Annotated in this window: 21 protein-coding genes; 13 read left to right on the forward strand and 8 right to left on the reverse strand. The window is 38.3% G+C overall.

Annotated features, from left to right (window positions below):
- Positions 1-30 precede the first annotated feature (30 nt).
- The 4 genes from nhaC (at position 31) to rpoN (ending at position 5,372) form a co-directional block, all read left to right on the forward strand.
- Positions 31-1,452, forward strand: a complete 1,422-nt coding sequence (nhaC, locus tag AC6HVZ_RS04190) for a Na+/H+ antiporter NhaC (RefSeq protein ID WP_497556885.1) — start codon at positions 31-33, stop codon at positions 1,450-1,452.
- 33 nt (positions 1,453-1,485) lie between these two features.
- The gene (gene dapA / locus AC6HVZ_RS04195) at positions 1,486-2,379 is read left to right on the forward strand and encodes a 4-hydroxy-tetrahydrodipicolinate synthase (RefSeq protein WP_497556886.1); all 894 of its coding nucleotides are present in this window, start codon (positions 1,486-1,488) and stop codon (positions 2,377-2,379) included.
- A gap of 15 nt (positions 2,380-2,394) precedes the next feature.
- Positions 2,395-3,882 carry an aldehyde dehydrogenase family protein gene (locus AC6HVZ_RS04200; protein WP_497556887.1) on the forward strand — a complete coding sequence of 496 codons (1,488 nt, stop codon included), beginning with the start codon at positions 2,395-2,397 and terminating at the stop codon, positions 3,880-3,882.
- Between the two features lie 200 nt (positions 3,883-4,082).
- A complete protein-coding gene (rpoN, locus tag AC6HVZ_RS04205) occupies positions 4,083-5,372 on the forward strand; it encodes an RNA polymerase factor sigma-54 (RefSeq protein ID WP_497556888.1) in 1,290 nt (429 codons plus the stop codon).
- A gap of 338 nt (positions 5,373-5,710) precedes the next feature.
- Here rpoN and eutH read toward each other — a convergent pair whose 3' ends face one another.
- The gene (eutH, locus tag AC6HVZ_RS04210) at positions 5,711-6,790 is read right to left on the reverse strand and encodes an ethanolamine utilization protein EutH (protein WP_497556889.1); all 1,080 of its coding nucleotides are present in this window, start codon (positions 6,788-6,790) and stop codon (positions 5,711-5,713) included.
- A gap of 163 nt (positions 6,791-6,953) precedes the next feature.
- Here eutH and AC6HVZ_RS04215 point away from each other — a divergent pair, with 163 nt between their 5' ends.
- The 5 genes from AC6HVZ_RS04215 to AC6HVZ_RS04235 all read left to right on the forward strand — a co-directional run bounded on the left by AC6HVZ_RS04215 (position 6,954) and on the right by AC6HVZ_RS04235 (position 9,730).
- Positions 6,954-7,247, forward strand: a complete 294-nt coding sequence (locus AC6HVZ_RS04215) for a DUF3219 family protein (RefSeq protein ID WP_497556890.1) — start codon at positions 6,954-6,956, stop codon at positions 7,245-7,247.
- A gap of 360 nt (positions 7,248-7,607) precedes the next feature.
- A complete protein-coding gene (locus AC6HVZ_RS04220; RefSeq protein WP_497556891.1) occupies positions 7,608-7,745 on the forward strand; it encodes a hypothetical protein in 138 nt (45 codons plus the stop codon).
- Positions 7,742-8,188 (forward strand): hypothetical protein, encoded by a 447-nt coding sequence (locus tag AC6HVZ_RS04225; protein ID WP_497556892.1) that lies wholly within the window; start codon positions 7,742-7,744, stop codon positions 8,186-8,188. The genes AC6HVZ_RS04220 and AC6HVZ_RS04225 overlap by 4 nt, the downstream gene beginning before the upstream one ends.
- A complete protein-coding gene (locus tag AC6HVZ_RS04230; protein ID WP_497556893.1) occupies positions 8,185-8,442 on the forward strand; it encodes a hypothetical protein in 258 nt (85 codons plus the stop codon). The genes AC6HVZ_RS04225 and AC6HVZ_RS04230 overlap by 4 nt, the downstream gene beginning before the upstream one ends.
- Positions 8,443-8,533: 91 nt before the next feature.
- On the forward strand, positions 8,534-9,730 hold the full coding sequence (locus AC6HVZ_RS04235; protein ID WP_497556894.1) for a class I SAM-dependent rRNA methyltransferase: 1,197 nt from the start codon (positions 8,534-8,536) through the stop codon (positions 9,728-9,730).
- A 61-nt stretch (positions 9,731-9,791) separates the two neighbouring features.
- Here the strand turns inward: AC6HVZ_RS04235 and AC6HVZ_RS04240 are convergent, their stop codons facing one another.
- The 4 genes from AC6HVZ_RS04240 to AC6HVZ_RS04255 all read right to left on the reverse strand — a co-directional run bounded on the left by AC6HVZ_RS04240 (position 9,792) and on the right by AC6HVZ_RS04255 (position 13,530).
- Complete coding sequence (locus tag AC6HVZ_RS04240; RefSeq protein WP_497556895.1) at positions 9,792-10,163, reverse strand: hypothetical protein; 372 nt, start codon at positions 10,161-10,163, stop codon at positions 9,792-9,794.
- 97 nt (positions 10,164-10,260) lie between these two features.
- A complete protein-coding gene (thrB, locus tag AC6HVZ_RS04245) occupies positions 10,261-11,175 on the reverse strand; it encodes a homoserine kinase (RefSeq protein ID WP_497556896.1) in 915 nt (304 codons plus the stop codon).
- Positions 11,172-12,233, reverse strand: a complete 1,062-nt coding sequence (thrC, locus tag AC6HVZ_RS04250; RefSeq protein ID WP_497556897.1) for a threonine synthase — start codon at positions 12,231-12,233, stop codon at positions 11,172-11,174. The genes thrB and thrC overlap by 4 nt, the downstream gene beginning before the upstream one ends.
- Complete coding sequence (locus tag AC6HVZ_RS04255; RefSeq protein WP_497556898.1) at positions 12,202-13,530, reverse strand: homoserine dehydrogenase; 1,329 nt, start codon at positions 13,528-13,530, stop codon at positions 12,202-12,204. Before AC6HVZ_RS04255 ends, thrC begins: the two co-directional genes overlap by 32 nt.
- Positions 13,531-13,745: 215 nt before the next feature.
- On the opposite strand from AC6HVZ_RS04255, the gene AC6HVZ_RS04260 reads away from it, so the two are divergent.
- Positions 13,746-13,895, forward strand: a complete 150-nt coding sequence (locus tag AC6HVZ_RS04260; protein WP_497556899.1) for a hypothetical protein — start codon at positions 13,746-13,748, stop codon at positions 13,893-13,895.
- 276 nt (positions 13,896-14,171) lie between these two features.
- Here the strand turns inward: AC6HVZ_RS04260 and AC6HVZ_RS04265 are convergent, their stop codons facing one another.
- Both AC6HVZ_RS04265 and AC6HVZ_RS04270 read right to left on the reverse strand, forming a co-directional pair.
- Positions 14,172-15,398 (reverse strand): zinc-dependent alcohol dehydrogenase, encoded by a 1,227-nt coding sequence (locus AC6HVZ_RS04265; protein ID WP_497556900.1) that lies wholly within the window; start codon positions 15,396-15,398, stop codon positions 14,172-14,174.
- A complete protein-coding gene (locus AC6HVZ_RS04270; RefSeq protein WP_497556901.1) occupies positions 15,395-16,510 on the reverse strand; it encodes an MBL fold metallo-hydrolase in 1,116 nt (371 codons plus the stop codon). Before AC6HVZ_RS04270 ends, AC6HVZ_RS04265 begins: the two co-directional genes overlap by 4 nt.
- A gap of 151 nt (positions 16,511-16,661) precedes the next feature.
- Here AC6HVZ_RS04270 and AC6HVZ_RS04275 point away from each other — a divergent pair, with 151 nt between their 5' ends.
- The 3 genes from AC6HVZ_RS04275 (at position 16,662) to AC6HVZ_RS04285 (ending at position 18,746) form a co-directional block, all read left to right on the forward strand.
- On the forward strand, positions 16,662-17,585 hold the full coding sequence (locus tag AC6HVZ_RS04275) for a LysR family transcriptional regulator (RefSeq protein ID WP_497556902.1): 924 nt from the start codon (positions 16,662-16,664) through the stop codon (positions 17,583-17,585).
- A gap of 312 nt (positions 17,586-17,897) precedes the next feature.
- A complete protein-coding gene (locus tag AC6HVZ_RS04280; protein ID WP_497556903.1) occupies positions 17,898-18,362 on the forward strand; it encodes a UPF0158 family protein in 465 nt (154 codons plus the stop codon).
- 15 nt (positions 18,363-18,377) lie between these two features.
- Positions 18,378-18,746: a hypothetical protein gene (locus AC6HVZ_RS04285; protein WP_497556904.1), complete on the forward strand. Its 369-nt coding sequence runs from the start codon at positions 18,378-18,380 to the stop codon at positions 18,744-18,746.
- Between the two features lie 347 nt (positions 18,747-19,093).
- On the opposite strand, the gene AC6HVZ_RS04290 is transcribed toward AC6HVZ_RS04285, so the two are convergent.
- On the reverse strand, positions 19,094-20,248 hold the full coding sequence (locus AC6HVZ_RS04290; RefSeq protein WP_497556905.1) for an MFS transporter: 1,155 nt from the start codon (positions 20,246-20,248) through the stop codon (positions 19,094-19,096).
- Between the last annotated feature and the right edge of the window lie 313 nt (positions 20,249-20,561).

Below are 20,561 nucleotides of genomic sequence, written 5' to 3' on the forward strand. Positions count from 1 at the left end.
TTGAAATACGATTAAAAAGGAGCGTGAATGATGAGTACAAATAAGCGATTACCAACTTTACCAGAAGTGATATTTGTTCTAGTTTCATTTATTGTAATCATGTTCTTGTTCGTTGCACAATTTGGTTTTCCAATTCAACTAGCGTTATTAACAACTTGGTTTATGATCATACTGGTTGGATTAAAAATTGGTCATAGCTATAAGGATATGCAAAATGGGATTATTAAAGGAATAAATGATGGAATGGAAGCCGTTCTTATCTTAATAGCTGTAGGTGCGCTAATTGGAACATGGATTGCAGGCGGTATTGTTCCAAGTATCATTTATTATGGTTTATCAATCATTAATCCAAGTATCTTTTTATTGGCTGCATTTATTATTTGTGCGATAACATCATTAGCTACAGGTACTTCTTTTGGATCAGCAGGTACTGCAGGTATAGCAATGATGGGAATTGGTGCAAGTTTTGGGTTACCAATTGCTTTAGTTGCAGGTGCGGTGATTTCCGGTTGTTATGTTGGAGATAAACTTTCTCCATTATCTGATACAACAGTAATGACGGCTTCGCTTTCAAAAGTAAATTTAATTGAACACATTAAAGGTATGTTATATGTAAGTGCTCCGGCATTTTTGATAGCGGGAGTTCTGTTTCTGGTTACAGGTTTCTTCTTCATTGATAGTAGTGGGAGCTTAGATCAAGCAAAATCAACAATGGCAGCATTGAGTGAGTATTTTAATATTGGCTGGCATATGTTAATTCCTGCAGCAATTGTAATTATTTTACTTGCAATGAAGATGCCTTCCATTCCAGTAATATTATTCGGAGCATTATTGGGCTCTATTTGGTCTTTTTCGTTTCAGAATATCTCACTGTTTGATTCAATAAATATTTTATATGCTGGTGGATCCATCGAGTCGGGTGTTGCCTTTATTGATGAACTGTTGAATCGTGGCGGGATTGTCTTCATGCTGGATGTAATCGTTTTAATCTTATTTGCTCTAGGTGTTGGAGGTTTAATGGAACAAACAGGTATATTAAGAGTGATTTGTAACAAAATGCTAGCATGGGCAGATAATGCGGGAAAGACTACATTATCTACTATCATCGCAGCATTCTTTGGTAACTTTTTTGGGGGAGCAGCATATGTTTCCATCATTACAGGAAGTAAAATTACAGAAGAGAATTATGATCGCTTAAATATTGATCGCCGTGTACTCTCCAGAAATACCGAAGCAGGTGGAACGGTAACGACTCCAATGGTTCCATGGTCTGATGGTGGTGTGTTTATGGCTGCAACACTCGGTGTTTCTACATTGGCATATTTACCATTTCTATGGTTTAACTTTTTAGTTATTGCAATTACTTTACTCTATGGATTTACAAATAAATTCATCTGGTACACAACATATCAACAAAAGAATGAAAAGAAACTTAATAAACAAGCAAACTAGCAAACTAATAAAAATTTAAAGGAGGATGTTAAAGTGAAACAATTAGAAGGATCATTTCCAGTACTTATTACACCAATGAATGAGGATGCGGAAGTGAATTATGATGGGTTAAAACAAAATATCGAATACTTTATTGATGAAAAAGTTGCAGGCATTGTAGTGAATGGCAGTACAGGCGAATTTGTCAGTCTTACGAAAGAGGAACGTCTGCAGGTTACAGAAGTTGCAGTAAAACAAGTGAACGGACGAATACCTCTTGTAGTAGGTACTGCGGCAGAAACGACAAAAGAAGCCATTTTCTATACGCAACAGGCAGAGGAGTCGGGTGCAGATGCAGCCCTGCTTATTAACTCTTATTACGCTCATCCGAGAGATGAGGAAATCTATGAACATTTTAAAACGGTTGCAGAATCCGTAAATTTACCAATTATGATTTATAATAATCCATTTACATCAGGCGTGGATATTGGTACAGAAACGCTACTAAAGGTCGCCAAAGATGTTGGCAACATTACACACATAAAAGAGTCAAGTGGAGATATTACAAAACTTCGTGATATTACAAGACAGGGAAAAGATTCGATCAAGACATTTTGCGGATCAGATGATTTGGCTCTTGAGTCATTTTTAGTAGGTGCTACCGGTTGGGTTTCCGTAGCGGGTAATATTGCTCCAAGGCTGGTAACAGATCTTTATGAGAATGTGAAAGAAAATAATTTAGAAAAAGCATGGGAGTTATACGATGAAATTTTGCCACTTTGTAATTTTTTAGAAGGATCTGGTAAGTTTGTACAGATTGTAAAACGTGCAATGGATTTGCAAGGTCTGGCAGGAGGCCCTTCACGTAAGCCAAGGCTTCCGCTTACAGATGAAGAGGAAGAAAAATTAAAGGGAATTTTGAATAGCTTGCCAGTTACTAAACATTAAGAGGAGGAGATTCGAATGATTACTTCACAAATTGAACTAAAACCAAAGGTGAAAGCTTTTTTAGAAGGGGAGAAAGAGCTATATATTAATGGAGAGTTTGTTCCAGCGGTTAGTGGTAAAAAATTCGATGTTTATAATCCTGCTACAGAAGAGCTGATTGCCAGTGTAAGTGAGGCACAACCTGAAGATATTGATGTAGCAGTGAATGCAGCAAGGAAAGCTTTTGATGAGGGTGAATGGACGAGGATGGAGACAGCCGAACGATCACGTCTTATTTATAAATTTGCTGACCTTTTGGAGGAAAATAGAGAAGAGCTTGCACAGCTTGAAACGCTTGATAATGGTAAGCCCTATGCAGTTGCATTAGAAGATGATGCGGATGGAACGATCCAGCATTTTAGATACTATGCTGGTTGGGCTACAAAAGTATTGGGAAATACAACACCGGTTTCTAACGATTATTTAACGTATACTGTACATGAACCTGTTGGCGTTGTTGGGCAAATAATCCCATGGAATTTCCCACTTGCGATGGCCTCATGGAAACTTGGGTCAGCTCTAGCTGTGGGTTGTACGGTTGTAATCAAACCAGCCAGTGAGACACCACTATCCCTTCTTTATACAGCAAAGCTGTTTAAAGAAGCAGGATTTCCAGATGGGGTCGTAAATATTGTGCCTGGAGCTGGACGGATAGCGGGAGATGCCATTATCACACATAAGAAGGTTGATAAAGTAGCCTTTACAGGATCCACAGCAGTCGGAAAAGAAGTTATGCGAAAAGCAGCAGACCAGATTAAAGGGGTAACACTGGAACTTGGTGGGAAGTCACCAAGTATTATACTTGAAGATGCAAACCTTGAAGAAGCAATTGAAGGTGCCTTTAACGGAACAATGTACAACCATGGACAGAATTGCAGTGCTTGTACCCGTGTTTATGTTCACCGCAAACATTATGAAACGGTCTTAGAAGGATTTACTGAACGTGCAAATGCATTAAAGGTAGGACCAGGAATGGATCCGGAAACAGATATGGGCCCACTTGTTTCAGCAAAACAGCAAAAAACAGTTCTTGGCTACATTGAACAAGGAAAAAAGGAAGGCGCAAGACTCATTGCTGGGGGAGAAAAGGTATCTGATAAAGGCTATTTCGTTCAGCCGACAATCTTTGCGGATGTAGAGGATGACATGGTAATTGCCCGTGAGGAAATCTTCGGGCCGGTGATGTCTGTATTTGTCTTTGACACTGTAGAAGAAGTTATTAAGCGTGCAAACGATAGTGATTACGGACTCGCCGCTAGTGTATGGACAGAAAACATTAAAACAGGTTATTATATTGCTGGAAAACTACAGGCAGGGACTGTTTGGGTTAATGATTTCGGTCTTGAATGGGAGACCATGCCATTTGGTGGCTATAAACAATCTGGAATCGGTCGTGAAATGGGTGGAGAGTATGGCTTAGCGAACTATACAGAAGTGAAAAGTGTATTTGTAAATATCAAATAATGCCGGATGGCTGTCCTGAAGAGGATAGCCATCTTTTACATGATAGGGAATTAATTGCAAGGCTGGATAAATCAGAAAAGTTTTGTTTTCTAAAAAAAGTTTTCTTAAAATTACATTTACTATCGAACTTTTTCCCAAAATGTATTATAATTACATGTAAACGCATACATTTATTAAATGCATACATGGGGGGGATTGTAATGGAGCTCGTACTTCAACAAAACCAAAAACTCAACTTAGTAATGACCGTTGAACTAAGACAAGCAATAGCTTTATTACAGTATTCAACAATTGATTTATATCATTACATCGTTGAACAAGAAGTGGATAATCCTTTAATCGAGTTGGTTGAAAGAGAAGATAAGTTTTCCAGTAACAGTATAAAAAAATCAGTAAACGACGCAAAAAATCCAATTGATTATATTGCTAGTAAAGAGAGCGGCGAACGTGAGAGACTGATGGAACAAGTAAGTTGGATGGATATAGAAGAAAAAGAGCGATCTATTCTCAAGTATCTGGTTCTAAATTTGGATGAAAATGGCTATCTGCAATTGAAAGAAGAGGAAATTTTGTCCCAGATTGATGCAGATGAGGGTTTGCTAAAACGGGCTATTAATCTATTACAACAGGTAGAACCAATTGGGATTGGTGCAAGGAATCTTTCTGAGTGTTTATTATTACAACTACGAAATTATTTTCCACAGGAGAAAATAACAGAAAGAATTATCGTAGATCACCTGGAAAAATTGGCAAATAAAAAATGGCAAGAAATTGCAAAAATTCTAGATATAAGTTTATTAGATGTGAAGGAAGCATATGATTTAATTCGTTCTCTAAATCCAAGACCATGTAAGCTAAATTCAGAGACAACTGAGTATTTGAATCCGGATGTTATTGTAGAAAAAAATGAGGATAGTTTTGATGTATATTTAAATGATGGCTATTTACCGGAAATTCGTTTTAATAACCAATATACGAACATGCTGAACACAAAAAATGATTATATCCAGGATAAATATAAAAGCTATAAAATGCTTATTAACAGTATAGAGCAGCGTAAGAATACAATTTTAAAGGTTACGCAAGCTATTATAAACAGACAACGTGATTTTTTTACCCTTGGCTTTTCTGGTTTAAAACCGTTAACATTAAAAGAAATTGCCGACGAAATTGAAATGCACGAATCAACAGTAAGCAGGGCAACAACGAATAAAGTTATTCAAACACCAAAGGGAAACTATGATTTTCGTATGTTTTTCACTTCAAAATTAAAAAGCGCAGATGGTAATAGCGAATCACAAGCAAAAGTGAAGCTTTTACTGGAAGAAATAATAAAGAAAGAAAATAAATACAAGCCGCATTCAGACCAGAAAATAGCGGAATATTTTAAAACAAAAGAAGGAATTACCATTTCACGTCGGACGGTTGCCAAGTATAGGGATCAACTAAACATATTATCTTCAAGTAAAAGAAGGGAAATTGAGGTATGATCTTTGGACTTGAGTTGATTAATGAGTAGGTCTAGTCATCCTTTGGTATCAATTAATGTGTGATCGATACCATAGATTTTATAGTTTTATCGCTGAAACAGAATTAATTAATCAAAGGTTGGTTTAATAGAAATGTGGAATAAAGTGGGGCGATAATATGATAGGGGAATTTATACGAGTACCACTGTGTCCTCACCAGCAAGTACTGCTGGTGAGAGGTTGTGTACTTTAATGCTTTTCGTTTTTATTTGCTTCGTACTAAGGTATTATCGTTTTTAACCTCCAGTTAGTTTTCACATTTAAACTATCAAGACTTAGTAGTGACTAAGTCGCTAGAATTATTTTACAGAGTTTTGCATTGTAATTATTGCTAAGATGACTGCACTAATTCCTCCAGCAAGTTTCCCTACAATTAAGGCAAAAACTACTTCTTTATTAATTCCTGCCACAAATCCTAAATGGCTCCCAAATACAAAAGCACCACTTACCGCAAAAGCAACGTTGATAACTTTTCCCCTTGGATCCATATACTTTAGTAGTGTCAGCATCGGAATATTATGTGCAAGTGAGGCAACGAGACCGGCTGTAGAAGTTTCACTAATTCCTAATAGATATCCCACTCTATTTAAAGGTTTATTAAATGCTTTTGAAATAAATAAAGCCAATGGAAATGCGCCGGCAAGAAATATAGCGATCTTTCCAACGATTTGAATACCTTCACTTATCGGTGTTAGATTAGGGATCACTATGAAGCCAGTTATTGTTTCAATAATGATAGCAGTTAGACCAATAATTGCTATTATCTCAATAATTTTTCCGAAAATCGAAAAGCCAATAATCATTTTCTCTGGTTTTTTCCATAATCCGATTGCGATAAGGGTGGAGAACAGGATCGTTGGCAATAGATTTCTAAGTATCATTAATAAATCCAAATTAGCGACCAGCCCACCTATGATACAGCCGATGGGTATTGTGATAATTCCGAGAAGAACCCCTTTGGCAAAATATTCATGGTCTTTTTTTTCGATGATTCCCAGTGCTACAGGAATTGTAAAGACGATAGTTGGCCCCATCATGGTTCCTAAAAATACCCATGAGAATAATTCTGCATCTGGACTTTGTGACATTTCCAGTGCCATAGAATATCCCCCCATATCGATTGCCAGTATTGTATTCGCGAAAGCTGACGGGTCTGCACCTATTATTCCATAAACGGGAGCGATCATTGGGGTTATAATTTCAGCGATAACAGGAGCCAAAGAGATTATTCCTACCATTGCTAATGTCAGTGGTCCCATTGCCATAAATCCCTCTGAGAATCGCTCGCCAAAACCTAATTTATTTCCGAAACATTTATCGATTGCCCCCAAACAAAGGAAACCGACTACGATGAAAACAATTATTTCATTGATCCCCATTACTTTTCTCCATTCTATTAAGCTATGTAAATCCATCTTATTATATCAAGGTACAGCAACAATATGGAAGAAAATGAATAGAAAAACAAATGGTTAGCAGGTTTAGGCTACATACTGCTAAGATAATGATGTAGGTAATAATCTAAAAGAAGGTGCTGTTAATATGGATCAGAAAATTTTTATAAATGACAAGGTTTTCAATGTGATAAATTATGATGAAGAAATAGTTGTTGTAGATGGAAAAGAACTAATTAAAATAAGCTTTGATTTTAAGGTAAAAAGTGAAGATTATCATGAAGTTACCACCTTACTCTACTTGAATGATTTTATGATTAAGATTCCTGAGACGGAACTCGAATTTCCAGCAATAATTTATAATTATTCAACATCGGTTACGAATTTATATAAGGAGAATGAGGTAGGGGATTTTAGGCTGGAGCTGATCGAAAAGTTGTAGTTTACTTTTACTTTTGATTTAACCTGTGGCTAGTACTTTTGGTATCATAGGTTTTCTTAAGAAGTCAGATTGGAAGAAATTGTTTTTTTCGCTGGTTTCTTCCAATCTGACTTCTAGAAAGACGCTTTAGCGTTTTTCTTTGCTTTGCGAAATATTTAATCACACGTTTGATTAATTTTATATGAGGGTTAGCGCAAGTATCCGAAATATAGCTTGTTTTAATATGATGAATGTCTCCCCAACGTATAGGTATTCTATGATTCCTATGAACAGCCTGTAGAGTGCCAACATTTACTGCTGGTGGAAGGTTATATTAATGAATAATGAGTTTTTGGGTTTTGTGGATCAGATAATAGAAAATTGGCCAGAATAACAGCGCAAAAATACCCGGGTGATCTGGATATATGGTATTTTTATGGAAGTTGTTGTATTGTTAATAAATTAGCCGAAGCGAGCGAGATTATCGCCCGGAAAGCGAGAATATCGCCCGGAGAATGAATAAATCGCCTGGAGAGCGAGAATATCGCCCGGAGAATGAATATATCGCCCGGAGAAGCGGAAATATCGCCCGGAGAATGAATAAATCGCCAGGAGAGCGAGAATATCGCCCGGAGAACAGGAATATCGCCCGGAGAATGAAAATATCGCCCGGAGAGCGAGAATATCGCCCGGAGAAGCGGAAATATCGCCCGGAGAGCGAAAATATCGCCGGGAGAACGGGAATATCACCCGGAGAACGGGAATATCGCCCGGAGAATGAAAATATCGCCCGGAGAGCGAGAATATCGCCAGGAGAGCGAGAATATCGCCCGGAGAATGAAAATATCGCCGGGAGAACGGGAATATCACCCGGAGAACGAGAATATCGCCCGGAGAAGCGGAAATATCGCCCGGAGAGCGAGAATATCGCCCGGAGAACGGGAATATCGCCCGGAGAATGAATATATCACCCGGAGAACGGGAATATCGCCCGGAGAATGAATATATCGCCAGGAGAGCGAGAATATCGCCCGGAGAATGGAAATATCGCCCGGAGAATGAAAATATCGCCCGGAGAAGCGGAAATATCGCCCGGAGAGCGAGAATATCGCCCGGAGAACGTGAATATCACCCGGAGAAAGAATATATCGCCCGGAGATCAAAAATATCACCCGGAGAAAGAATATATCGCCCGGAGATCAAAAATATCACCTAAGATAACAAACACCACGTACTTCATTCAGTCTTTGCTTTTACTTTTTCCATAAGCATGCGATAATGAGGGAAAATTGAGTTAGGATGAAATCATGAATACAGTAATTGAATTAAAAGTGAAACCAAATTATATAAAGCAATATAAAAATGGATACCCTCTGATCAGCAAAGATGCCCTATTGAACCCTGATGCACTTACCAAGGAGGGGAGTATTATCCACTTGCTCGATAATAACGATCAATTTCTTGCAAAAGGTTACTATGGTAAACAGAATAAAGGATTAGGCTGGGTAATAGCGCAAAACAAAGGAGAAAAGGTTGATTATACTTTTTTTAAAAACATGATCTTAAAAGCTATGAATAAAAGGCAAGCTTATTATGCTGATGAAAATACAAATGCATTTCGTATCTTTAATGGGGAAGGTGACGGAATTGGTGGCTTTACTATTGATTATTTTGATGGATTTTATTTAATTAATTGGTACAGTGAAGGAATTTATACCTTTAAGGAAAAGGTTATTCGTGTACTGGATGAGCTTGGGGATTATCAGGCAATTTATGAGAAGAAGCGTTTTGATACAAAGGGTAAATATATTGCTGATGACGATTTTGTAAAAGGTGTGCGCGGAGAATTTCCGATTATCGTGAAGGAAAGTGGAATGAACTTTGCTGTCTATTTAAATGATGGAGCAATGGTTGGTGTTTTTCTCGATCAGCGTGATGTTCGAAAAGCAATTCGTGATCGGTATGCAAAGGATAAAAATGTGCTAAATACATTTTCTTATACGGGTGCTTTCTCCGTAGCAGCCGCTCTAGGAGGAGCTCTGAAAACAACAAGTGTAGATTTGGCAAAACGTAGTAAAAGTAAGTCAATTGAGCAGTTCAGTGTAAATGGAATTGATTTTGATAAGCAGGATATTATCGTTATGGATGTCTTTGATTATTTCAAATATGCGAAACGAAAGAACTTGAAGTTTGATCTGGTTATCCTAGATCCACCAAGTTTTGCTCGGTCAAAAAAACGCACATTCAGTACAGCAAAGGATTATCCATCACTTATCATGGATACAATCGAAATTACGGAGAGAAATGGTGTTATTGTAGCTTCCACGAACAATGCAACATTTGGAATGAAGAAGTTTAAAGCATTTGTTGATAAGGCATTTACTGAAATGAATGTAAAATATAAAATTCTAGAGGAATTCTTTCTGCCAGCGGACTTTCAGGTGAATCGTAATTTTCCCAAGGGTAATTACTTGAAAGTACTGGTTGTGAAGAAACTAGGGTGAAAAATTCGAGTCTGTTTTGATCCTTTAAAGCAGATTTTTTTATAAACTAGAAGCATATAATTCATATTAGCCCTAAGTGTTTTCCTGTGATTAAATATTTTGCTTCTTCCTGAATATCTGCCCATTCTTTTTGAGATATACTACTCTTAGGGGCATATTTCCATCTAACGAGAGTATATTTATCACGCATTAACGGGCTGTAATACCCCCGCCTCCAAGCGTGAGAAATCCCAAACTTGAAGGTGGGGGAGGGCCTTGTGTCATACCCTTGTGGTATAAACAGCCCGTAAATTTCCTGATTCTGTTCAAGGGCCTTTAGGTCATACCATGAGGTACTAACATTCAGTGGGGAGGAAGGGAACCCCTCACTGAATGAAGTTTCACTTTCCGGAAGCAGTATATGTATTTCTTTCAGACTGCTTGTTTCTCTCAACTGTTTCAGCTATTTATAAAAACCTCTTTACTTTTCATTTACTTTGTCATAGGGAAAAGATTTTCTCAGTTCCGTCGCAATATAAGAGAACTGCAGACTATTCTGCAGCTCTCTTAACTGTTTTTATAACTTGAACACCGTCATGATCAATTTCTAATAGCTTAACCTGATAATCCGTAAACAATGTTTCCATATGTTCCGCAGTAGCTTGTCCCTCTCCTTTAGGGAAGAAGGAAATCATTGTCGGCCCTGCTCCGCTAATAACTGTTCCATATGCACCAGCTAGTTTCGCTTCTTTTTTAATGACCTGGTAATTTGGAATAAGATTTGCCCTGTATGGTTCGTGAAATACATCCTTCTCCATCATTTTTCCGGCCAAATCATAATCACCGCTTAAGAGAGAAGCAATTAGAACATTACTGATACTGCTAGCGGCTGTAGCTTGTTCCCTAGAGTAATAGGCTGGAAGTGCATTTCTTGCTTCTTCGGTTTTAAGTTCCATATTAGGAATGTATGCAACAACATCCAGATGTAACTCAGCTAATTGAATCCAATCAATATCATTATCAGGTGTCTTCACTGAAATGACCATTCCGCCCAACAATGCGGGGGCTATATTGTCAGGATGTCCTTCGATTTCGGTGCCAACGTTTAATTTTTCCTCGGGAGTTAGGGATAACTTACATAACTGATTTGCTAATTCGATGCCAGCAATGACTGCAGAAGCGCTGCTGCCAAGACCGCGTGCTAGTGGAATGTCACTAGTTACAATTACGTTACATGCTGGAAGCTGTTTATCGTGGCGTTCTGCTGTTTGTTTAGCAATTTGATAAATAAAATTTTCCTCGTAATGTGTATTAGCAGGTAGTAAAGGGGAGCGCTGTTCAAACTCCCAATGAACTGATTCTGAAATATCTAATGTTAAATAAAGATTTAAAGCAGCACCTGCTGAATCAAAGCAGGGACCTATGTTTGCAGTGCTTGCTGGAACCTTAATCGTAAAGCTACTCATATCCTGACCATGGATTCGATATAATCCATAACTGCTTTTTCATCATTTGGTAATGATACAGGACTGACATTCAGCTGATCGATGGCAGTTTGTGGATCCTTTAATCCATTACCAGTAAGAACAGCTACTACTTTACTGCCTTTTTCGATCGTCCCTTTTTCACACTGCTGAATAAGACCTGCAATCGAAGCACAGGAACCAGGCTCAGCGAAAATACCTTCCTTGCTTGCCAACAGTTTAAAGGCATTTGCTATTTCGTCATCGGTAACAGCATTAATCGCTCCATTGGATTCGTCTCTAGCAGTTGTTGCGAGATTCCAACTTGCAGGATTTCCAATACGGATGGCAGTAGCAATTGTTTCTGGCTGTTCAATTACCTTATTTTGAACAATTGCAGCAGCACCTTCTGCTTCAAAACCAAACAATTTTGGCAGACCAGTTTGCTTTAATTCATGATATTCTTTAAACCCTTTCCAGTAGGCACTAATATTACCGGCATTGCCAACAGGGATTGCAAGGATATCAGGTGCGGCTCCGAGCTGATCACAGACCTCAAATGCGGCTGTTTTTTGTCCTTCTAAACGATATGGATTCACTGAATTTACCAAAGTTACTGGTGTTTTTTCACTCAGCTTTCTTACCATTGTTAAAGCTTCATCAAAGTTTCCATCAATCTCCACAATTTCAGCACCATACATAATCGCCTGTGCAAGCTTGCCCATTGCAACCTTGCCTTTTGGAATTACAATGATTGCCCTTATACCAGCTTTGGCTGCATAGGCTGCTGCTGAAGCGGATGTATTGCCAGTTGAGGCACATATTACAGAATTACTTCCATCTTCAATTGCCTTTGCAACCGCAAATACCATTCCCCGGTCCTTAAATGAACCGGTCGGATTCGCTCCTTCCACTTTACCGTACAACTCTATGCCCAATTCCTTAGAGAGAGTTGGAAAATAGATAAGTGGTGTATTTCCTTCCTGAAGTGTGAGTTCAGGTGTTTTGTCTGTTATGGGTAAATAAGATTTATAGTGTTTCAGCAGTCCTGGCCAATTCATTTTCAGCATCTCCTTCGACTTTATAATAGCGTTTTATATCCAGCACTACATTTAGATTACGAAGTTCCTCCAATGTTCTGCGAAGGTTCTCCAATGATATTTGATGTGTTATTAAAATTATTTCTGCTAATTCATTCTTTTTTAATGGTGTTTGTAATATATTTTTAAAGCTTATATCAAATTTATTGAAAATCGATGATATCGTTGAAAAGACACCAACTTCATCCTTTACATGTAAACGTAAATAATATTGTCCAAACCGCTGGGCAGGTGTTTTTAATTCTTTTTTAAAATGTGGCTCCACAAATTGGTTCCCAGTTACACCGAGCAGGAGATTCTTTATTAAAGATACAACATCTGAAACAATAGCTGTAGCGGTTGGCAGACTTCCGGCGCCAGGACCATAGAACATTGTTTCTCCAACTGCAGCTCCATATACATAAACAGCATTAAACTCATTTTTTACATCAGATAAAGGATGTTCCTTGGAAAGAAGAGTTGGTTGCACATTTACCTCTAATTGCTGATTATCAAAATTTGCATAACCGATCAATTTCATGGTGTAGCCAAGCTTATTACCATATTCCAAGTCTTCTAATGGGATATCTTTAATTCCTGATACTTCCACGTCCTCCAGATTAATATCTGTTGAGAAGGCAAGTCGTCCTAAGATAGCCATCTTTCTGGCAGCATCCAAGCCTTCCACATCTGCAGTTGGATCAGCTTCTGCAAAACCAAGCTCCTGTGCTTCTTTCAGCGCATCTTCATAGCTCATTCCTTCATTATTCATCTTCGTTAAAATATAATTGGTTGTACCATTGATAATTCCCATTACTTGTTGAATATGATCAGATGAAAGCCCCTCCGTAATTCCTCTTAAAATAGGGATTCCACCAGCAACACTTGCTTCATAATAAAAATCACACTTATTACGACTGGCGGCTTTTTGCAGCTCAGGTCCATATAAGGCGACCAAATCTTTATTTGCAGTTACAACATGTTTTTTTGCTGTAAATGCTTGTAAAATATATTGCTTCGCGTCATCAATACCTCCCATTACCTCTACAATGACATCAATTTCCGGATCATTTAAAACATCATCAGGATTCGTTGTAAGAAACGTTCGATCTATGTTAACGTCACGTGTTTTTTCCAAATCACGTACTAGTACACTTTTTACTGTTACATTGCAACCAAGTTGATGGACAAGCTTTTGTTGATGATTTTCAATGAGTTTAATTACCCCAGAACCAACTACTCCTAAACCTAATAGACCGATTGATACATTGTTTCCCACAATATCACCTCATAATGTTTTTGATAAAAAATTATTTTTGTTTAATAGTCATTTAAACATGAATAACAAAGTATAGCAATAGCGAATTTTTAGATTCTTTGATAAAAGCGCTTTCAATCATCTAATTGTTTCGGAAAATAATTGCTGCAGACGATTAACCAAAAATCGTTTTATCTAATAAACTAGTTAGTATACAAAACAATGGGGTGTTCGGAATGGAGTATGCAGGTGCAGGTCTTACATTTGTTGTATGTTTGTTTCTTGGAGCAGGAGTTGGATTATTATTAGATCGTTTAGAAATGGGCGGTGCGATTGGCTTCGGTGCTGGAATGGTAGCCATTGCTCTGTTTCGAAAAAAAAGATGAAACTCTGTGTCCATGTATAATAGTGCTAGTTAATGCGGTGATCATGCTGGACAGAGGCTTTATGCTGAATGAACCGAGAGTCGTGCTGAACAAAAGCGATTTTTATGCTGAATAAACTGCAGAAACCCGCTCACAGGAAGTGCTGGTGCGGGTGTAGTACATTTGCCATTGCAGGAGGCAATAATGGGGGATAATTCCATTCGCCAAATTCAGTCGTTAAATTATTGGTTAAAATGCTTGAACCATATAAAAGCAGATCATATGATTATTATCGGTCTAAATATGAAATAGCGTTTTAATGGATTGATATGTCTCACGATCCAAATTAGCCGTAATTGCCGATTGATACTGATCGAGTGTAAATTCATGTGTAACTAACTGTTCGAGTAAATAATTCCGATGTTGTTCGATTAGTTCCAATAGTAATTCTTGTGTAGTTCTTTCTTTTCCCTGCCAAAATTCCTTTTTCGAATAAGCATGAGTTCCTAATACGGATAATTCGTTTGCCCAAACAGCAGTCCAATCCAGCTTTTTTATTTCTCCTGCACAACCTGCCAGCGTCACCCTTCCGCGTTCTCGAGCCATATTTAGTGCATCATCAAGACTCGTTTTACTGCCAATGCAATCATAAACACTATCAAATCCACCAACGAAAATATCTGTGCCAATAGCAGGTTTATGCCTTGATGTTTCAGGTATGTTTAGGACGGCATCTTCCAGTTGCTTATGATTTGTTAATCCTTTATCAGCCCCTAGTTTCAGCCCCATCGCCTTTTGGTATTCCATAAGACTTAGTTGTGTAATGTGACAATCAATTTCAAGTAGGCGGATTGCTGCAATGACTGCATAAGCAATCATCCCGCCGCCGATCACAAGAACTTGATCCCTCTTTTTGGGGGGCTGGCGGAGGATTGCGTGCAATCCAACACTTAACGGTTCAGTCATGGCTGCAACCTTATCTGATATCTTATCCGAAAGTGGGATGGCCATGGATTCATGAATAACCAGTGATTCGCTCCATCCGCCAGGTAAATCTTTGCAGAATCCAAGAATCATCCCTGGGCCGAATGTATCGATTCCGCCTTTATATCGGCATAAGCTGTGCAGCCCTTTTTCACATGCAGGACAAAGGCCTTTTCGTCCGCGGACTTCACAGGTGATATACGGGTCGAGTGTGATTCGCTGTCCCACCTCGACCTTGCTTACATTATCGCCAACCTCTGTCACAATACCAACCACTTCATGCCCTAAGACAGATGGAAATGAGTTAAATGGGGTAAGTGATGGAGAAGTTTTATAAAAAATCGCTCCCATATCTGATCCACATACGCCGGAATAGACTGGTTTTACTTTCAGCCAGTTTCCATTAATGAGCTTTGGTTCTTCCACGTCGCTGAGTGACAATGCAGACGGTCTTCCATAATAGAGCGAGGGAAAATGTTTGCCAAACGCCTTTGCTGCCAAATATTTTGGTACGGTAAAATCGTAAACAACTGCTTTCATGCTTTATCTCCTTCGCTTTCGGGACGTTGAATCGAGCCGAATGCTACTTTTTTATGCATAAACGATGGTCTGGTTCCGATTGAATAAAGACTGGGAGTCAATTCAGAACTCGGGAAAAATTGTGGAATCTTAGGGTTTTTCCTGCTTGGGTCTGCCATCATCTTTTCCTGCACCAGTGAATTGTATTGTCGTGACGTATTTTCAAGCGTATTACCATTAATAACGACATCAAATCCGGTGTGTTTTGCGTATTGCTTCAGTCCGAAAATCCCGCTTTCTTCAGGCACAAGACATTCGGCCGCAATCGCATTTTCACTACTGACCCATATTCCAGTATCCGTATTGACAACTAGGGAGTGGTTGCCTTGTGTATGCCCCGGCGTATACATGAGCGCCACACCGGGTCCCAAGAGCACATCGTCGTTGGTAAATAATATACGATCTTTCGGAATGTCCTCATAGGTTTCCGGCTGATACCATATTTTTTGCAACGGATGCAGACATGGAAGTATATCCCATTCCTTTTGCTGGACAATTAGTTTTGCATTCGGAAAATAAGCCTCAAGCGGTTTATCAGGACTTAAATCTGCTTGTGGTTTGGTGGTACCCAACCACCGCCGGACATCCTGGGTGTGCAGATGATCATATGTGATGAAGTCCACATCTTCCGGCTTGAGTCCAACTTCATTCAAATAACTCTCAACTGTTCCATATCGTTTAGTTAAAACACTTTTACTTAGAAAATCGCCGTATTTTTCAATTAAAGCGGAATAGTATGGCGTGCCTTCATCCAATTCCGTTTCAGATGGCTCATTTAATAATGTCCAGGTCCGCCCTTTTGCCTTCCATTGGACAATAAGCATACGATTGGTAAACCATATATACGGCACCGGACTTCTTCCAGCACGCCACAACCCATATTTTTTAGGATATGGAATTTTAATTAAGTCAAACGAATAAAACGCCGAAGCCTTTCCCGTTGCTTTAAACCATTCTTTAAATGCTGGAACAGTCTCTTTGATTCTTTGCAACTGCCTGCCCGGATTTTGGTCTTGATGGATTTCTTCAAAATGCGGTATCTGTTGAAATGGATTTGGTTTTATCGTCCTCATATAGTGCACCCTCCAGTTTATAAATCTATCTTCTGTATAAGTTTATTTATTCTGAAACTTCTAATCTTATTATACAAACGCTTTCATATAATGTATAGTTAATAATAATAATATATAGTTAAGCATTACTTATAGATAAGAAGGTGTCTACATGAACATTGAACAATTGACTTATATCGTTGAAGTAGAAAAATCGGGATCGCTCTCGCATGCGTCGGAGAGATTGCATATTTCACAGTCAGCTATAAGTCAAGCAATCACAAATCTGGAAACGGAATTAGGCGTGAAAATATTTACCCGTTCGCGACTAGGATCTGTCCCTACAGATATAGGAAAGAATATTATCAGGAGAGCATTGGAAACATTAGGAAAACTGGAAGAATTGAAAATGGAAACCGATATGAATCTTAATTCGGTGAGTGGAAAACTAAGATTAGGAACAATTCCAAGTCCTTTAATGTACTTACCAAAAACCCTCGCATCATTTAGAAATGATTATCCAAATATACAAGTTGAAATCAGAGAGAAGGGCTCACAAGAAATTATAGATGACATTACACAAGAGAATCTCGATATGGGTCTTATTGGGTTGAGTAGGGACGGAAAGGAAATGAGTGAGGAAAGTATCGAATGTGACATTATACTCCGCGGCAAAATGATTGTTGCTGTTAGCAAGCAGTCCCCCTTAGCTTTTGCGAAATCAGTTACCCCCAAGGAAATCCGTAAGCACATGCTGGTAATTTATAAAGATGACCGGATGTGGGAATTTATAAATGATTTCCAGGCACGATTTGGTCGAGTAGATATTTTGTTTTCAACCAATAACCTGGATGCAATTCGTAACGCCGTCATGGAAAATCTGGCAATTACAATCGCACCTGATTACACGATTAAAAATGATCCCTGTGTTATAAGCAGACAAGTAGTTCCAGTGGAAATTTCCAACCTTGAACAAGATTATCCAGGTATGGCATTGGCTTGGTCCAAGACTAGCCCTCGTATGGCTATACTTGAGCGGTTCATTTCAAGACTGACGTCAGATATGAACGATTTAAAGCGCCATTCTGAATTGTGATTTATGACTACTATCCTAATTCCAATTTCTGTAGCGTGTAACTTCCCTCTTGCTGTCTTATCGGGAACAAGAGTACTATATTACTTAAGAAATACAGTTATCATCCTAATCAGTTGAAGATGGCTGTTCAGACGGTTGTAAAGACGCAGAGTTGATGGCTGGGAAGGAGAGTTTGAGAAGTTGGCTTCCGTTTGGCTGCACATTTTATCGTAAAGTGATAAAATAGGGGTATAAGCGCAATTGAAAAAGGTGATATTTTAGTTTTTCGTAGGGTGAAAGAATTCTCTGAAAGGGCAAGGAGGTCCGATAAGCTTGGGAACAAAAGTAAAACTTGATGATATTATAGATGGAATGGAATTTCAGTCCTTTGACAATATTCGGTTACTCAATATTAAAAATGGTGAAGTCGTTCATTTGTTAAGGGAATTTTTGATGGATGCAGAAGATGGTAAATCTATCGATGGCTTGCCCAACTGGCACCAAGAACAATTAGAGCTTGCATACGATATTATCGAGCATGAGGATAATTACATAGGTTTGCCAACGGAATTTGATATACATGAATACAGTATAATAGAAGATTTCTGTTTTACTGTTGAAAATCGAATAGTTCAAGATACCCTGCTTCATGCAATCCGGGGTAAAGGTGCTTTTAGAAGATTTAAAGACAAAATATTTGATTTAGATTTAGAGCAGGATTGGTTTGCCTATCGAGATCAACGCTACAGGCAAATTGCGATTGAATTTTGTAAAAAGCATAACCTGAAATACGAATAGAAAGAAGAATGTTTTATGAGCAAGGAGAAAATTGAGCAAAGCGTATATCGACATGCAACAGAGTTAATGAAGGAAAAAGGGTACATCAGCCCAGTTGATCTTCTGGTTAAAATGGAGCGGCTAACGTCTAAACAAGTGGAAGACTGGCGCTTCAAGCGGATATCTTATTTGGAACGTGTCACTGTAGGGAATTTAGCAAAACTGAATCACACACTAAAAACATTGAAAAAATTTGCGAAAGAACAAAATTTAAAACCATCCATTACAGTGTATAAATCATGGGGGAAAGGGCTGAAAAAGCCTCTTCGGTTTTCGAAAACAGGTAATCCTTATATGGAAGAAGTATATTCCACACATTATGTAAGAACTAAAAGCAATAGGTGATAAAACTAAAAATTCCAGAGTTGATAAGGTATTTAAAGAAATATGACTAAAAAGAGCTGATTAAATACAGCAATTACCCCGTAATAGTAGAAAAAATATCCACTTTACTTCTTTTTATCACGCATTAATGGGCTGTAATACCCCCACCTCCAAGCGTGAGAAATTCCAAACGAGAGGTGGAGGAGGACCTTGTGTCATACCCTTGCGGTATAAACAGCCCGTAAATTTCCTGATTCTGTTCAAGGGCCTTTAGGTCATACCATGAGGTACTAACATTCAGTGGGGGAGGAAGGGAAATCCCCATTGAATGAAGTTTCACTTTATCAGTAAAGTGGAAGAAAGGTGGATCAAATATAGGCTCTTTTATGTTCTTTTGCCAGCGAAATCAATGCTGCACCAAGTGCGATAATAACAAAAACCCCGCCAACGGTTGCATTCTGTATAACTGATGTCTGTTCAATGACAATTCCGCCTATTAATGAACCAAAAGCAATTCCGAAATGAAGTGCTGAGTTATTCAAGCTTTGTTGAATATCAGATGTTTCCGGAGAAGTTTCAATCAGATGAGTCTGCAGTGCTGGTGTTATTGCCCAGCTCATCATACCCCAAAATATCATAACGATCAGGAATAATGGTAATAGGAAAGTAGTGTAGGGAAGCGCAAATAATGCTATTCCAAAAATAACTATCGTGGTTAATGTTGTCATTTTAGATCCAAAGCGATCAGCCAATGTACCACCAATTCCTCCGCCACTAACTGCAGCAATTCCAAAAACCAAGTAAATTATACTTATCCATGTGCCATCAAGTCCCATCGTTGTTTTAACGAAAGGAGTTAAATAGGTATAGAGAATTGCATGTCCTGCCAAAAATAAAAATGTTGTCAGATGAGCGAATAAGATTTTGCGATCCTTCAGTGTTGCAAGCTGTCTTCTGAGCGATAGTTGTGGCTTTGGAGCAACTTTTTCCATGAAGAAATATACACCTGCCATTGAAAAAAACGTCAAAATAGCAATTAATACAAAAGGTGCCCGCCAGCCAAACATATTGCCAAGTATTAAACCAAATGGAATACCCAGAACAAGAGAGCCACTTACCCCCATAGAAACTAATCCAATCGAGCGACCACGGTATTTGGGATCACCAATGTTTGCAGCAATTGTTAAACATAGTATGATCAACAATGATGCACTGGCTGCAGAAATAATCCGGCTGATAAATAGAACTGTATATGAAGTGCTGAAAACAGCGACTAAATTTCCAAGTAAAAATATAAATAAAGAAATTAATGTTAATCCTTTTCGTTCTATCTTTGCGGTAGCAATGAGCAATATCGGTGCACCAATTGCGAATATAATGGAAAAAATAGTAATCAAAAGTCCAGCCTGCCCTAAGCTGACATTTAGATCAGCTGCGATTAAATCGAGAAGCCCACCTATAATTAATTCGACCATCCCGACAACGAACGCGATAATCGTTAATAAATAAACACGTTTATCCATTACATAACGCCTTTCTTCTTAAAGAAATTGTTCAAAAAGTCCTATTTTTATAGATGACGATGTCAGAGAAGACTAGGGGATTTTGAACGCACACTTAAAGTACCTTTATAATAGTACCCCCATTTCATGACCAATTCAAGAGGTTATTATGCCAATTTGACGACAGTCCTATTTTTCCTTGTGAAAATTAGCATTGTATATACGTTTTCGATTAAATATTTCAATAAAGACTTCACAGCTCATAAAGATTAAATTTCCATACACAACCACAGACTTCATCACGTGATTATAGAAGAATTTTTCTACTGTATTT

The organism is Oceanobacillus sp. NCCP-135 (assembly GCF_059698015.1).